12 protein-coding genes are annotated in these 14,235 nt (G+C 48.0%); 3 read left to right on the top strand and 9 right to left on the bottom strand.

Features of this window, described 5'->3' with window-relative positions:
* Position 1: 1 nt before the first annotated feature.
* A complete protein-coding gene (gene pnuC, locus FW767_RS11705; protein WP_121700182.1) occupies positions 2 to 631 on the top strand; it encodes a nicotinamide riboside transporter PnuC in 630 nt (209 codons plus the stop codon).
* Between the two features lie 224 nt (positions 632 to 855).
* Here pnuC and FW767_RS11710 read toward each other — a convergent pair whose 3' ends face one another.
* The 3 genes from FW767_RS11710 to FW767_RS11720 all read right to left on the bottom strand — a co-directional run bounded on the left by FW767_RS11710 (position 856) and on the right by FW767_RS11720 (position 4,189).
* Positions 856 to 1,062, bottom strand: a complete 207-nt coding sequence (locus FW767_RS11710; protein WP_121700183.1) for a winged helix-turn-helix domain-containing protein — start codon at positions 1,060 to 1,062, stop codon at positions 856 to 858.
* A 223-nt stretch (positions 1,063 to 1,285) separates the two neighbouring features.
* Positions 1,286 to 2,224, bottom strand: a complete 939-nt coding sequence (locus tag FW767_RS11715) for a DUF362 domain-containing protein (protein ID WP_235898117.1) — start codon at positions 2,222 to 2,224, stop codon at positions 1,286 to 1,288.
* 57 nt (positions 2,225 to 2,281) lie between these two features.
* Positions 2,282 to 4,189: a TonB-dependent receptor gene (locus FW767_RS11720; RefSeq protein ID WP_121700185.1), complete on the bottom strand. Its 1,908-nt coding sequence runs from the start codon at positions 4,187 to 4,189 to the stop codon at positions 2,282 to 2,284.
* A gap of 181 nt (positions 4,190 to 4,370) precedes the next feature.
* Here FW767_RS11720 and FW767_RS11725 point away from each other — a divergent pair, with 181 nt between their 5' ends.
* Both FW767_RS11725 and FW767_RS11730 read left to right on the top strand, forming a co-directional pair.
* A complete protein-coding gene (locus tag FW767_RS11725; protein ID WP_205523907.1) occupies positions 4,371 to 6,122 on the top strand; it encodes a transglutaminase-like domain-containing protein in 1,752 nt (583 codons plus the stop codon).
* Positions 6,123 to 6,127: 5 nt separating this feature from the next.
* Positions 6,128 to 8,332 carry a DUF3857 domain-containing protein gene (locus FW767_RS11730; protein WP_121700187.1) on the top strand — a complete coding sequence of 735 codons (2,205 nt, stop codon included), beginning with the start codon at positions 6,128 to 6,130 and terminating at the stop codon, positions 8,330 to 8,332.
* 111 nt (positions 8,333 to 8,443) lie between these two features.
* Here FW767_RS11730 and hpf read toward each other — a convergent pair whose 3' ends face one another.
* From hpf to aspS, 6 genes are all read right to left on the bottom strand, one after another.
* Positions 8,444 to 8,737, bottom strand: coding sequence for a ribosome hibernation-promoting factor, HPF/YfiA family (gene hpf / locus FW767_RS11735; protein WP_121700188.1), 294 nt, complete (start codon positions 8,735 to 8,737; stop codon positions 8,444 to 8,446).
* Positions 8,721 to 9,635 (bottom strand): tyrosine-type recombinase/integrase, encoded by a 915-nt coding sequence (locus FW767_RS11740; protein WP_121700189.1) that lies wholly within the window; start codon positions 9,633 to 9,635, stop codon positions 8,721 to 8,723. Before FW767_RS11740 ends, hpf begins: the two co-directional genes overlap by 17 nt.
* Before the next feature lie 79 nt (positions 9,636 to 9,714).
* Positions 9,715 to 9,906: a 30S ribosomal protein S21 gene (gene rpsU, locus FW767_RS11745; protein WP_121700190.1), complete on the bottom strand. Its 192-nt coding sequence runs from the start codon at positions 9,904 to 9,906 to the stop codon at positions 9,715 to 9,717.
* 118 nt (positions 9,907 to 10,024) lie between these two features.
* On the bottom strand, positions 10,025 to 10,798 hold the full coding sequence (locus FW767_RS11750; protein ID WP_121700191.1) for a zinc ribbon domain-containing protein: 774 nt from the start codon (positions 10,796 to 10,798) through the stop codon (positions 10,025 to 10,027).
* Between the two features lie 4 nt (positions 10,799 to 10,802).
* On the bottom strand, positions 10,803 to 11,900 hold the full coding sequence (locus FW767_RS11755) for a Nif3-like dinuclear metal center hexameric protein (protein ID WP_205523908.1): 1,098 nt from the start codon (positions 11,898 to 11,900) through the stop codon (positions 10,803 to 10,805).
* An 11-nt stretch (positions 11,901 to 11,911) separates the two neighbouring features.
* On the bottom strand, positions 11,912 to 13,672 hold the full coding sequence (gene aspS / locus FW767_RS11760; RefSeq protein WP_121700193.1) for an aspartate--tRNA ligase: 1,761 nt from the start codon (positions 13,670 to 13,672) through the stop codon (positions 11,912 to 11,914).
* Positions 13,673 to 14,235 lie beyond the last annotated feature (563 nt).

The raw sequence follows: 14,235 nt of genomic DNA on the forward strand, positions 1-14,235 counted from the left end.
CATGACACTTTACGACCTTCCGTGGGACACAATACTTGAAGTTCTCGGCTTCAGCGTGGGAATACTGTATCTATGGTGGGAATATCACGCAGATTCGCGCCTATGGTTCGCATCAATAGTCATGCCTACAATATCCATGTGGATTTATTTCCACAAAGGCATATATGCCGACTTTGCCATAAACATATATTATTTCCTGATAGCCGTCTACGGATATATAGCATGGACCAGAGGCATACGCCACGGCAAAAAGTCATCCGCCACAAAAATAAAGCAATTGCCGATCAGACACATTCCCCGCAGGCAATTGCTGTCATGCTCCGCTATATTTTTGCTTCTGTGGATAGCGTTATATTGCGGGCTACGATATCTTACCGACAGCACAGTGCCTGTAGCCGATGCCTTCACCACGGCATTGAGCATTGTGGCTATGTGGATGCTTGCCCGCAAGTATATCGAACAGTGGATAGCATGGATAGCCGTCGACGCCGTATGTGTAGCGCTCTACTCGTACAAAAGCATCTATCTGTACGGCATACTTTACGGAGCATATACAATCGTGGCTTTCAAGGGCTACCGCAACTGGAAACGCCTCATGCAAAGCCACCAATCAACACCACAGGCCGACTGACACAGGAAGCCTTGCGCTCAAAAAATCCAAAATACGGCATCTGCCATAATGGGTCGATATATAAAAACATCTACATATCAGCAATGATGCCGGTATCGCCAGACTTTAGGGAGAGTGAAACCGATAGCAATATACCGGATGAGAATATGGCACATATATAAAACAAACGGGATGAAGCAGCTGCTACATCCCGTTATGATTTCATCAAGTAAGATTTATTCTAATCAAGCGAGTGATATGATAAGATCTTTTGCTTCTTCATTTTCAGCAATAAGGATTTTATTCTCGCGGGCGAGCCATCCTATAGCGGCATAAAGTTCCTTGTCTTTGAGCTTGGTAACTTTCTTAATCTGCTTAAGCCCGAGAGCGTCGGCATCATTCAGTGCATTCCACACAAGGCCGGCATTATAGCCGATAGTGTCAATGTTCATGTTAATAATAGTTTTTAATTATACTTTATAATATAGGTAAGCAACGTGTAGTTCTCAATTCCGCTGCAAATTTACGACTTTTTTACAATTAATAACATATAACCATAACAAATATGCACTTTATATGTTCATTTTTCACTGCGAGAACAAGAAAAAGCCGAAAATATCATCAATTTCCGGCTTTCACAAACAAGTATCTTTATACCTTGAAACAGGCAGACCGTCATTTCAGCTCGACAAGCTCATAAGTCTGCGAACCAAGTCCGAGTTGCTCGGCATATTCGAGATTGTGCATGCCGTGGCGCGAATCGATGCGTTCTATAAGATGTATCTTGCCATGGTCATCAGAGTTTCTCACCGCGTCAATGCACGCACGGTCAAGAGCCACAGGGTCAAGAGAGGCAAATATGCCTATATCGGCCATTGATACGGGTTCTGGCTCAGCCACGCAGTCGCAGTCGACCGAGAGATTATTGGCCACATTGATATACAGCACCTTGTCGCCCACATGATCAATTATAGCCTTTGAAGCCTCGGCCATGGACTCCTGAAATATATCCTGATCGGGTATCATATCCCATACCTTGGCCACATCCTGAGTTTTGCCGGCCGAATGTATATTTGCCTTTCCATCGGGTGAAGCTATGCCTATCGATATATTCTTAAGGGCGCCTCCGAAGCCTCCCATAGGATGACCTTTGAAGTGCGACAAGACCATCAGAAAATCATAATTCAGAAAATTTTTGCCCACGATGTCTTCTTTCAGATGCCGGCCTCCCTCAATCGGAAGCGACACCTGACCGTCAGCATCAAGTATGTCAACATCGGCGATAGCCGTAAAGCCGTGCTCCTCCGCGGTTTTCAAATGGTCGGCCGTAGTGTTGCGACGGCCCGCGTAGGCCGTGTTGCCCTCGATGATAGTGCCGTTAACACTCTGTACAAGGTCCTTTATAAGAGCCGGCGAGAGATGATTGGGATTGCCCGCCTCACCGGTAGACAACTTTACCGCCACATTCTTGCCTTGGGCCTTACGACCAAGTGCATTATAGATCTTGACGATGTTTTCAGGAGTAATCTCCTTAATGAAATAAACCTTCGGGAGTTCTTTTCCCTGCGCGTCAGTAGCCGTTGTCTGCGCTTTGGTGCCCGTACAACCGGCCATCGACATACCTGTTGCGATTGCTAATGCCATAACTGCTTTTTTCATGATTGTTTATAATTAAATTTCGACTTTGATACCTGCCATGACGGTCATACGAGGCATGGGATATCCGTCATTTATTTCATATTTTTGTGCAAGAATATTGTCACAGCGCACCCATATTTTCATCCATCGCACCGCTTCATACTGACCGCTGAAATCCCATAGCGCGAAGTGTTCTTTCTTTCCACCGTCGATGGACGTATACAGGCCTGCCACATACCGCACACCCGACGAAAGATTCCAACGGCTTTTGACAAACCTCGCACCAAGCCATAGTTTGTGGCGTGGTGCCTCAAGAAGCGGCCGGCTTGTATGCAGATAGCTATAGTTGCCGTCGATATTCCATAACCGGTTTATACGATAAGACAACCCGGCTTCCACGCCGAAGTTCTCAACGCGCCCGGTATTGATATTCAACGGGGTGGCGCCTTCGCGGGGTACTGTCGCTATAAGATTCTTCGCATTAAGATAAAACACATTGACGTCGTAGGTCAGTCGGCCGCCATACAAGGGCTGTGACACTGACATCTCATAGTTCCATGACGACTCCGGTTTAAGATCAGGATTAGCCGGTCCGAACATATACATCTCCCTCAATGTAGGATAACGAAAGCCTTTGGCCGCCGAAATCTTAACCATAAGTTCACGCGGCAACGTTATTGCAGCACCAACCTGAGGTATCCACTCGGTGCCGACAGCACTGTGCCTGTCGGCACGTATAGCACCGTTCAGTGTTATATAGCCGCCTATGCCTTGCCGTACATTCACATATGCCCCGATATTGCTGTGCCACTTGTCGGCAAGAGTCTGACGCTCTCCTTTTCGTTGGCCCTCGACATAACGGTTGTACGCCTTGCCCGAAGAACGAAACATATCGGCACCCACAGTCAACGTATTGCCATAAAACAGCGATACCGACTGCCACACTGACATACCCGCCATGTTATCGTCGGAAATAAAACGATAAAGCCGGGGCGCATCCGAAACAGCATGGCCGTCATTAATGTGATTGTGTCCGAAATTGAAAAACATGTTTATGCCACCCGATGTATAGCCATAATCATTATCAACAGAGACCGACACCGAACCTCGTACTACACTCTGGTCGGCATCGACCAGAGGCGATGTCACAGTACCGGGATTAGATGCACTGAAGCGGGTGATGCCGGCATCGGCAAGGGCAGTCCAACGTGTGGAGATGTCATAACCCAACTTAACGTATCCGTTGACCTGAGCGAAGTCCATGTCATCACGATTGTTATCGCTTCGATTGTAAGAAATACTTGCCGTTGACAAAAAACGTCGTTTTCTAACCAGATTGGTAAACTCGGTATCCAGTGTATTGTAAGAACCATAGCCGGCCTTTACTGATGTGCGGACCCCGTCGACCTTTGGCCGACGCGTTACGATATTGATGACTCCCCCCATGGCATTGGACCCGTATATAGCCGATGCCGGCCCCTTAACCACCTCAACGCTTTCGGCCATAGATGAATGCATGGCATCCGATATAGGATGGCCGAACACACCGCTATACTGAGGCTTTCCGTCGATCAATGTCATTATACGTCCGGCACCGCCGCTCATGCCGCGCAACGATATGCCTCCGGCGGCTCCGCCTGACACACCGTAGCCGTAAACTCCGCGTGCGGTCGTAAACAGTCCTGACACTTGCGATGCAAGCATCGGCAACAGAGACGGCTGCAACGAATTATCTATCACTTCACGTCCGATAGCCGTGACTGACTGCGAAATAAGTGTTGCCGAAGCCGATGACCTCTGCCCTGTAACAACAACCTCATCAAGTGTGAGTCGTGGTTTGACCGAATCAGCAAGCGCATCGGCAGCATTGACATGCAACCAAGAAAACAGCACCGCCAACAACATCACAGCCCTAATAACACTTACATTAATATTATTCATCGCAAAATTACTATTTAGTGCAAAAATACGGATTTCATTTAAAAATACGGTTATTTCTTAAATTAGTTTAATTGCATTCGCATAAAAAAGGCTTATATTTGCACGAAACCAAAAAACTGTCGCTATGCTAAAAATATGTTTATTATTGTGCATTCTATTATGCACAATACCGTGCAAGTCCATGGAAAAAGAAGATAATGTGGTGATCATATCATGCAAAGACGAATACACCGTCGGCGACAACAAAAATACATTGACAGTAAAAAATACAGTAGCACGCGAATACGAGGCCACAAGAAAATCGGAAAACATCCAGCCACATATATATTATAATAACGTAATATCACTGGACAAAGCGGCGGGAGGCAAAGCGCAGTACCGTAATGTAAACAATCCTATGGTGTTTCACGACGACAGCAAGGTATGCTACTTCGACATATGGCTGTCGGAGAAGGGCAAGAAAGCCAAAACGGAGTTTCGCCGCACATTCAACGACCCGGCCTATTTCACAAAAGTATTCATTCAGGAAGAGTATCCTGTAAAAAGCAAAAGCATAGTATTCAAGATACCGTCCTCAATGGCCCGGCTCAAACTCATAGATAAGAATTTCGGCAATCTCGGCATAATACGGGAAGACATTCAACATTCCGACGGCTCACGCACTGTCACCTATAGCATAGACAATCTGCCCGCACTCAAAGAGGAACCGGGAACACCACGGCCCATGTCGGCGGAGCCTTATATACTCGTAGCCGGCTACTTCAACGGCGTGCCGGAGTTATACAAGTGGCACCATGAGAGGAGTATAGTAGACGAGACAATCCCCGATACGGACTCCCTAATGGGGGAAATAATGGGAGAAGAATGTAAAGAATGCGACACGTTAGAAACAGTATATCGCTGGGTACAGCGCAACATTCGCTATATAGCCTATGAGGAGGGCGACGCCGGCTACCGCCCCGACACTCCGGCAGAGGTGGTACGTAAACGCTACGGCGACTGCAAGGGCATGTCGACACTGCTTGCCTCTCTGTTGCGCCACAACGGCTATGACGCACATGTGGCCTCGACAGGCACCAACGCAATACCCTTTCTTATCGGCGAAGTACCTTCGCTGGCCGCTACCGACCACATGATATGCGTGACGTATCACAACGGAGACACGTTATACCTTGACGCGACAAATGAATACATACATCCGCAACACATACCGTCATCGATACAAGGCAAGGATGTACTTGTTGACCGTGGTGACGACTACGAGCTGTATAGAATACCGCGATTGCCTGCAAATGCTGCTGCCGACACACTGGCGTATGGCTACAATATCATCGACGGAGCTCTCGTCGGGGCTGCCGGACGAACATTTACCGGCGACATGAAGGAATATTTCATGACCTCACTCAACTCCATCAAGAAAGAACGACAGAGCGACGCTATAGCCAAAGCTCTCATTCCGGGCACACAGGCCGATGTGGACAGAGAACACACCTACTTCTATCCTGACATAGACGGAGGCCGGCTTGCCGTGATAGCGGGTGTAATAATAAACCGCAATGCCGTAACCGCCGCCGATGACCGGTTGTACATAGACCTAAACACCGCAAACGACCCGTTTACTGCACGTATCGATACAAAAGAGCGCAAAAACGATTATGAACTGCCGTTCAGAGCTGTGATTTTCAGGGAGATATCGCTCACTGCTCCTGACACATACGACATAACCTATGTACCGGACAACTTCAGCGTCGAGATACCACAGGGCCGTTTCTCATGCCGCTATAAACGTAACGGGCAAACAGTGACATTATATAAAATAATGGAACTCGAAGATACAAGAATACCGCTTGCCGATATCGACCGATGGAATAAAACCGTATCGGAGTGGAACAACGCATGTAACCGACAAATAGAATTAACCCTCAAAAAATAATCGCAATGAAAAAGACTCTGCTGATACTGAGTATGGCTCTCCTATGGGCGACACAACTGAGAGCCGATGATGTCGCCGAATATAAAAAGTTTGCCGAAAGTATACGCAACGAAGTATACTCGATGGATATACCGGAATTTAAGGTAACGGATATACCTGAAAAATACAAAGACGAATCGGCTGTGATAATAGCCATGTACAGCAGCCTTGCGGCAGAAAAGAAAACCGGATTGGCTTTTGAGCTATGGATACCGTCAACCCGCGCACGCATATGGGCCGATGAACTGGACAGAATGCTTATACACATAAATGACAAAAATGCGCTCGACCGCTTCTCGGAATTTGATTTTGCGATAATGGGCAAACGAGACTGGCGCGACGGACTCTCCTACAAAGCCAACGAAAAGGTGCGCAAAGTGCTTGGAGCCAAGATAATCAAACCCGACGGCCGGGTGATTGAAGTAGACACCGATGACTTTCTTGAAGTCGAGGAGGGCAAAAAGGGCGAGGAGAAACGCCGGAAATTGGCCGTGCCCGGACTTGAGGTCGGCGATAATCTTGACGTATTTTTCTACACATCGACACAGTTACAGAACCTGCATCTCGATCCTATCGATTATGTATTTCGCAAAGACTATCCGGTTATGTACTATAAGGTGCACTGCAAAATCGACAATGACCTTACGACACAATACCGCACCCTCAACGGCGCTCCGGACTTCAGCATAACACGTGACGCAGATGAGAACTTCATACTTGACACGGAGCAGACCGACATATCGGCCAAAACCCCACGTCTATGGTACAACGCGCTGCGACAATCGCCGATTATCCAGATGCGTGTCTACAACCGCCGGTCGGACCAATATACACCCAAAAGCGCACGTAAAGACGGCGTACAGTCCAACCCGTCTGTGGCAATAATAAAAAACGATGCACTTACAGATATCGAATACGGGTCTTACAATGAAAAAATAGTGAAAGACCTGCTTAATCTTGACTTTGACGGCGGGAAAAATGTGACCGGCAAACTTAAGAACATGCGTAAAAAAGGATTGATAACCGATGATGAGATATGCGACTATCTTTACAACATGCTTTCGTATCGCGTATGTGCCAAGCGTGTCAATATGAATCCCTACAAATTCATAACCATGTTCAATGAAGCCGCGGCAGCCACCGGTCTTGATGTCAAATACGGCATAGTCACTCCCGACTTCTACGAACCGCTCGACACACTTAGCACCATGTTTCACATATTATGGTTCGGATATGTGGAAAATACAGGAAAATATTATCTTCCCCCAGCCGGATATTATAACGCTCCGGGCGAAACAGCCGGTATATTCCAAGGCGAAAAAGGCCAGTTCAAACCTACCAAACGAGAGTTGAAGAAGAATAAAAACACACAAGGAGCCATAGTGGACTTCAAAATGTGCTCTCCCGAAGAAAACCGCGAAGCTGTCGAGGTCAACGCTTCGGTCGACGGAACAGCCCTCGTCATCGACAGGAGAGTACGCGACTACGGCGGCATGAAATCATCATCATCGGAACTACTCAGCGAAGAGGCTCTGAACAAAGAATACATTGACGTGCTGTCGCGTGTCGACATAAAGTGTATATTCCGTGAGAACAAAAAAGCCAAGGCGGAAAGAGAAGAGCGCTATGCCGACGGACGGCGACAACAGACCGACGACTTCAAGGCAGAGATAAAAAATTATCACGGACGCGATGCCATGGAGATGAGAAGCGGAGAGATTGTGTCGACAGGCATCGATCCGAAAAACCCGGTGCTCGAATACCGGTTGGAATATGTAATGGACGAAATGGTGAAGAATGCCGGACATAATCTTATCATACAGGTGGGACGACTGATAAACGACCAACTTGAGCTGCTACCCTCTGACCGCACCCGCACCGATGATGTATACATGAGCATGCCCCGCGAGATAGCCACAGATATAGCGATAAAGATACCCGAAGGCTATCGAGTGTCGGACAAAACCCTTAAGTCACTTGAACGCAATGTCGACAATTCGGCAGGCAGATTCAGGGTGGAAGTGTCGCAAACCGGCGACAAGGTATCGGTCAAAGTACTTAAACGATATAACCACAAGGTCGAAGCGGCAACATCTTGGCCCGCACTTGTAGAGATTGTGGATGCAGCCTCGAAATGGCAGCCCTCCACACTCCTACTTGAGCGTATATAGACACGCCGCCGCAATTAAAAACGGAGAGAGCGCCAACCGGCACTCTCTCCGCATAAACCTATATAATGTACCTATAATTGGCGGGACATTAATCTATATACCGGAGCACGTCTACTTGCGGCTTTTGATCTTCTCGAGCTGACGCTCAAGTGCCTCAAGACACAGGTCGACCGCTTCTTCAAACGAGTCAGCTGTTTTAGATGCAAATATATCCTCCTGCTGAGGTACCGATATTTTGATGCCTGCTTCCTTGTTCATCGAAGTCTCGGGCTTTACGACGTTAAGAGTAACCTCGACATTGGATATGTTCTCGTAGTGTCGCGCAAGACGATTTACTTTCTTGTTGATGAAATCTTGCAGTTTTTCAGTTGCGTCAAAATGGATTGACTTAATGTTTACTTCCATGATCTCCTCCTTTTTTTAGAGCACGTGGATGTGCGAGTTGATAATTTTGTTTTAGTTCTCGATAAGTTATATGGGTGTACACCTGCGTTGTAGCCAACGATTGGTGACCAAGTAACTGCTGTACGGAATATAGGTCGGCTCCGTTATTGAGCATGTCGGTGGCAAATGAATGGCGCAAAACATGCGGACTCTGTCGCTGCGCTACCGTATGCCCAGCCAATGCCGAATTGACAACATTGTATATAAGCTTTCTGTAGAGCGGCTCTCCGCCAGATCTAACGAAAAACTCATGAACGATACCGGGCACTGTCTCGCTACGCCGATTGCGATATAACGTGATCATATCAGACAACTCTTCTCCGAAAGGAATTATTCTGTGTTTATTACGCTTGCCAAGCACTTTTAGTTCACCCTTCACGGTGTCGACATCGGCATCCATAAGCCCCATTACCTCCGATGCCCGAAGCCCGGTCGTATATATCATCATGATTATCAGCCGGTCGCGCACACTCGTAAAATCATCGGTATCTATCGGCTGGTCAAGAATTTCTTCCGTCTCTCGCTGCCTTACATAAACGGGCAGAGGCTTGTCGGGCTTTGCAAGCGCAAGTTCGGCTGCAGGATTGGCCCGAAGTCCGTGATACCGCATAAGGTATCGAAAAAAAGCTCTCAAAGCCTGTATCTTACGGCGTATTGTACGGACTCCGTCGCCATCCTTCGCAAGTTTTGCCACCCACAGCCTCAGGTCACCGGCAGTGACATCCTCGGGATGCAACTCCTCCGGCTTACCACCGGTAGCATAATCAGCCCACTGGCGTAGGTCACCGGTATATGCGGAAACGGTGTGAACTGAAAAATTCAGCTCACACCGTATATATGTTATAAAAGAGTCCAACATGGCAAATCCGTGAAACCTACGTTTACGAATTTAGCTCTTTTATGTCAATTTACCAAATAAAAAGGAGGGAAATTATGATTTATTCCTCAACCATGCGAAGCTTCTGCACGTAAACAGCCTTCATCATCTTCTTGCGGTTAGTGATGCTCGGCTTTTCAAATGCCTGACGGCTACGAAGTTCCTTTACGATGCCGGTCTTTTCAAATTTTCTTTTAAACTTCTTAAGAGCTTTTTCGATGTTTTCGCCTTCTTTTACTTGTACGATTATCATTTTTATATGTTTGTTTTTGTTTGTTTCAGTTTTATTAATTGCGCGACAAAATTACATATAGTTTTCGAGATGACAAAATTTTGCGGTAATAAAGTCGCTATCAATAATTAAAGATAAATTATTTTACCGCGTCATCGGCTACTCCCGCGAGTTCAGGGTCAATCATGATACGTCCGCAGTACTCACATACGATGACTTTCTTATGCATCTTGATCTCCATCTGCTTCTGCGGCGGAATGCGGTTGAAGCAACCTCCACAGGCATTGCGCTGTATATACACAATGCCGAGACCGTTGCGTGCGTTGTCGCGTATGCGCTTAAACGCTTTCAGGGTACGCTCGTCGATGCGCGGCTCTATCTCCTTGGCCTGTATGCGCAGACGCTCTTCATCCTGTCGGGTCTCCGATACTATTTCGTCAAGCTCCGCCTTCTTTTCTTTAAGGATGTGCTCGCTGTCGGTAAGACGCTCTTCGGTCGCGGCAATGTCGCTGTTCTTTGCGTCTATGGCACGGGCATACTCGTTGAGGTGCTTTTCGCAAAGCTCGATTTCAAGTGCCTGAAACTCAACTTCCTTTGACAACAGGTCAAACTCGCGGTTGTTTCTCACATTGTCAAGCTGCTCTTTGTAGCGTGCTATCTTAGACTGCGAGTCATTGATTTTTTCTTTCTCAATCACCGTCTTCTTGCGGAGCTCCTCCACGTCGCGACGGTAGTTTTCGATACGAGTACGAAGGCCTTCGATATTGTCCTCAAGGTCTTTGACTTCCAGCGGAAGCTCGCCGCGTATGGTCTTTATGCGGTCAATCTCGGAGAGAATTGTCTGCAACTCATACAGCGATTTCAGACGCTGTTCCACTGAGAGTACTTCGTTTTTGTTCTTGTCTGTAGCCATTTGCTTACAAGTAGTTTATCGGATTTTTTTCTAATTCGGAGTAATAGAGCGCAAAGTTAGGAAATTTTTCGCTAACTATATGATAAAAAATCTGTTTTGTGCACATTTCGCTCTCATAATGGCCGATATCTATGATGAAAATGTCATCGCGGTAATCGACAAAGTCATGATAACGGACATCGGAAGTGACAAATGCCTGTGCACCCGAAGCTATGGCATCGCCTATCAGCGAGCCGCCTGAACCGCCGCATACAGCCACTCGTTCAATGGCGCTGTCGGGCAACCGTGTACACCTTGCCACCGGTGACGAGCATACGTCCTTTACTTTGGCCACAAGTGCCTTAGCATCAACAGGAGACGGCAATCGGCCAACCGCGCCAAGACCGGCTGGCAACGGATTGTCCAACCGCACAAACTCATATGCCGGCACCTCATAAGGATGTGCCTCCAACAAGGCACGCTCCACCTTGTCGCGCAGCCACGACGGAAGCATGACGTCAATGCGTGTTTCAGGCTCATGATGCAGTTCTCCGATACGGCCTACGTACGGGTCGGCGCCGTCAAGAGCCATAAAAGTCCCCTCTCCTTTTACAGAGAATGAGCAATCGGAGTAACACCCTATTCTGCCGGCACCCGCACGCCACATCGCCTCTCTGACTTTTACAGCATGCGCCTCAGGCACCATAACCGACAGTTTCATCGTCTTTCCTGTCAGCTGCTGAAGCGGCACGACATCACAAAGGCCTAAAAGAGAAGCGAGCACACGGCTCACACCCTCCACAGGCGCACTGTCAAGATTGGTATGGGCCGAATAGACGACTATGTCGTTTTTAACCGCAGCTATGAGTGCCTGCTGCTGAAGTGTATGTCCGGTAAGGCGTTTTATCCCCTTAAACAGCAGCGGATGATGCGACAATACAAGATTGCAGCCACGATCAACAGCTTCCCGGATAATATCGGGCGTGATATCGACACAAAGCAAAGCTCCGGTACATAACGCACCGGCATCACCTACCTGCAAGCCGGCATTGTCATAGTCCTCCTGCAAAGGAAGCGGCGCCACCTGCTCTATGGCGTTGATTATATCGCGTATCTTTATCACCGCGTCACATATTATTTTTCAGGAAGCTCCACTTTAAGAGCGAGCTCGTCGAGTTGCTTCTGATCTATAGGCGCAGGTGCATCGAGCATGACGTCGCGGCCTGAATTATTTTTCGGGAATGCAATACAGTCGCGTATACTGTCGAGACCGGCAAACAACGATACCCAACGGTCAAGTCCATAGGCAAGACCTCCGTGAGGCGGCGCGCCGTACTTGAACGCGTTCATAAGGAAGCCGAACTGCTCCTGAGCACGCTCGGGAGTAAAACCGAGAATCTCAAACATCTTGGCCTGAAGCTTGCTGTCATGTATACGTATGGAGCCTCCGCCAACTTCCACGCCGTTTATGACCATGTCATAGGCATCGGCTCTGACAGCGGCCGGATCGGTGTCAAGCAGCGGTATGTCCTCATCTTTAGGATGAGTGAACGGATGATGCATGGCCATAAGGCGCTGCTCCTCGTCGCTCCATTCAAACATGGGGAAATCAACGACCCAAAGACAAGCAAACTTATTCTTGTCGCGCAGACCGAGCTGACGTCCCATTTCAAGTCTAAGCTCGCACAACTGTCTGCGGGTCTTCATGACATCATCGCCCGACAGAATGAGAATAAGGTCGCCCGGGTTGGCATTGAAGGCACATTTCATCTGCTGAAGCACCTCCTGCGAGTAAAACTTGTCGACACTCGACTTCACGGTGCCGTCGGCCTCTACACGAGCGTATACCATGCCCTTTGCGCCTATCTGCGGACGCTTTACGTAGTCGGTAAGCTGGTCGAGCTGCTTGCGGGTGTATGTAGCCGCGCCGGGAGCACAGATACCACCGACATAGGCGGCGTTGTCAAACACACCGAAACCGTGGCCCTTCATTATATCCATCAGTTCGACAAACTTCATGCCGAAACGCAAGTCGGGCTTGTCGCTGCCGTAATACTTCATGGCATCGGCCCACGGCATGCGCACAAAAGGCTGCGGCAGGTCAACCCCGCGAAGTTCTTTGAACAAATGCACGGCCATGCCCTCAAACAGATTGATTATATCGTCCTGCTCCACGAAACTCATCTCGCAGTCTATCTGAGTGAATTCAGGCTGACGGTCGGCACGCAGGTCTTCATCGCGGAAGCATTTCACAATCTGGAAATAGCGGTCCATGCCTGACACCATAAGAAGCTGTTTAAGAGTCTGGGGCGACTGCGGGAGAGCGTAGAACTGGCCTTGATTCATACGCGAAGGCACAACAAAGTCGCGAGCACCTTCTGGTGTTGACCCAACCAGCATGGGAGTCTCAATTTCAAGGAAGCCTTTGCTGTCAAGGTAGCGGCGCACCTCCATTGTCATCTTATGACGCAGCTCGAGATTTTTCCTGACGCAACTGCGGCGCAAATCAAGATAACGGAATTTCATACGCAGATCGTCGCCTCCGTCAGTATCGTCCTCTATAGTAAACGGCGGCACTTCAGAAGGATTAAGTACGGTAAACCGTCGGGCGATAATCTCAATGTCACCGGTAGGTAGATTGGGATTCTTACTTGAGCGCTCGGCTACTGTGCCCGTCACCTGAGCCACATACTCGCGGCCGAGGTGATTGGCGGCCTCGCAGAGGTCGGCGTCAGTCTCGTTATTGAACACGACTTGCGTTATGCCGTAGCGGTCACGCAGATCTACAAATGTCATGCCACCCATCTTACGGGCACGCTGAACCCAACCGGCAATTGTGACCTCGCTGCCGGCATCGCTCAAGCGGAGTTCTCCGCATGTCTTACTCCTGTACATATGGCGTTACTGAATAATAGTATGTTAATGCAATAATGAAATTTGAGTCAAAGATACGAAGAATTCGCGAGACTATGGCAATAAATGGGGAATAAAGTAATGTGTTGAGAGTTAGGAGAGATCGGCGTTGTTCGTCCGAATGGTGCTTTCGGCGGAAAATTCGGTTTTTGGAAGGGTTAGGAGATAGAATCGCTACCTATCCGTTGCCTTTTTCCTATTCGGAATCCGGTCTTGAAGACGGTTTTGCCGATGGATGATTATCCCTGTCTTATGTCATAGAACCCGCTTGTCAGGCATCTTTGCTACTGCAAATTTAGCGATTTTCTCTGGCATTGCGAAGAAATATAGGCTCCGGGATGGCATCTGTGATTCCTATTCGTGGTTCCGCTACGTTTTGCATACCTACAAATTACTCTATATCAGTTAATTTTGCAAACTGGAAAAGCCACTCTACTTTGACCCTTTTGGCCAAACAGAATTTACCCACCTTGGCCATAATATGATTGACCCTTTAAAGTCCTGGTGTTAGGGGTCAATTTTATTTTACCCTTTTAATTCTCTAT

This window comes from Heminiphilus faecis, assembly GCF_008728965.1.
GTDB lineage: Bacteria > Bacteroidota > Bacteroidia > Bacteroidales > Muribaculaceae > Muribaculum > Muribaculum faecis.

Bases quoted from the DNA above. Each gene is read 5' to 3' on its own strand.
- FW767_RS11720 (WP_121700185.1), bottom strand. From the start codon at position 4,189: ATGAATAATATTAATGTAAGTGTTATTAGGGCTGTGATGTTGTTGGCG.
- FW767_RS11750 (WP_121700191.1), bottom strand. From the start codon at position 10,798: ATGGCTACAGACAAGAACAAAAACGAAGTACTCTCAGTGGAACAGCGT.
- pnuC (WP_121700182.1), top strand. From the start codon at position 2: ATGACACTTTACGACCTTCCGTGGGACACAATACTTGAAGTTCTCGGC.
- FW767_RS11715 (WP_235898117.1), bottom strand. From the start codon at position 2,224: ATGGCCGGTTGTACGGGCACCAAAGCGCAGACAACGGCTACTGACGCG.
- FW767_RS11730 (WP_121700187.1), top strand. From the start codon at position 6,128: ATGAAAAAGACTCTGCTGATACTGAGTATGGCTCTCCTATGGGCGACA.
- aspS (WP_121700193.1), bottom strand. From the start codon at position 13,672: ATGTACAGGAGTAAGACATGCGGAGAACTCCGCTTGAGCGATGCCGGC.
- rpsU (WP_121700190.1), bottom strand. From the start codon at position 9,906: ATGATAATCGTACAAGTAAAAGAAGGCGAAAACATCGAAAAAGCTCTT.
- FW767_RS11710 (WP_121700183.1), bottom strand. From the start codon at position 1,062: ATGAACATTGACACTATCGGCTATAATGCCGGCCTTGTGTGGAATGCA.
- FW767_RS11725 (WP_205523907.1), top strand. From the start codon at position 4,371: ATGGAAAAAGAAGATAATGTGGTGATCATATCATGCAAAGACGAATAC.
- hpf (WP_121700188.1), bottom strand. From the start codon at position 8,737: ATGGAAGTAAACATTAAGTCAATCCATTTTGACGCAACTGAAAAACTG.
- FW767_RS11740 (WP_121700189.1), bottom strand. From the start codon at position 9,635: ATGTTGGACTCTTTTATAACATATATACGGTGTGAGCTGAATTTTTCA.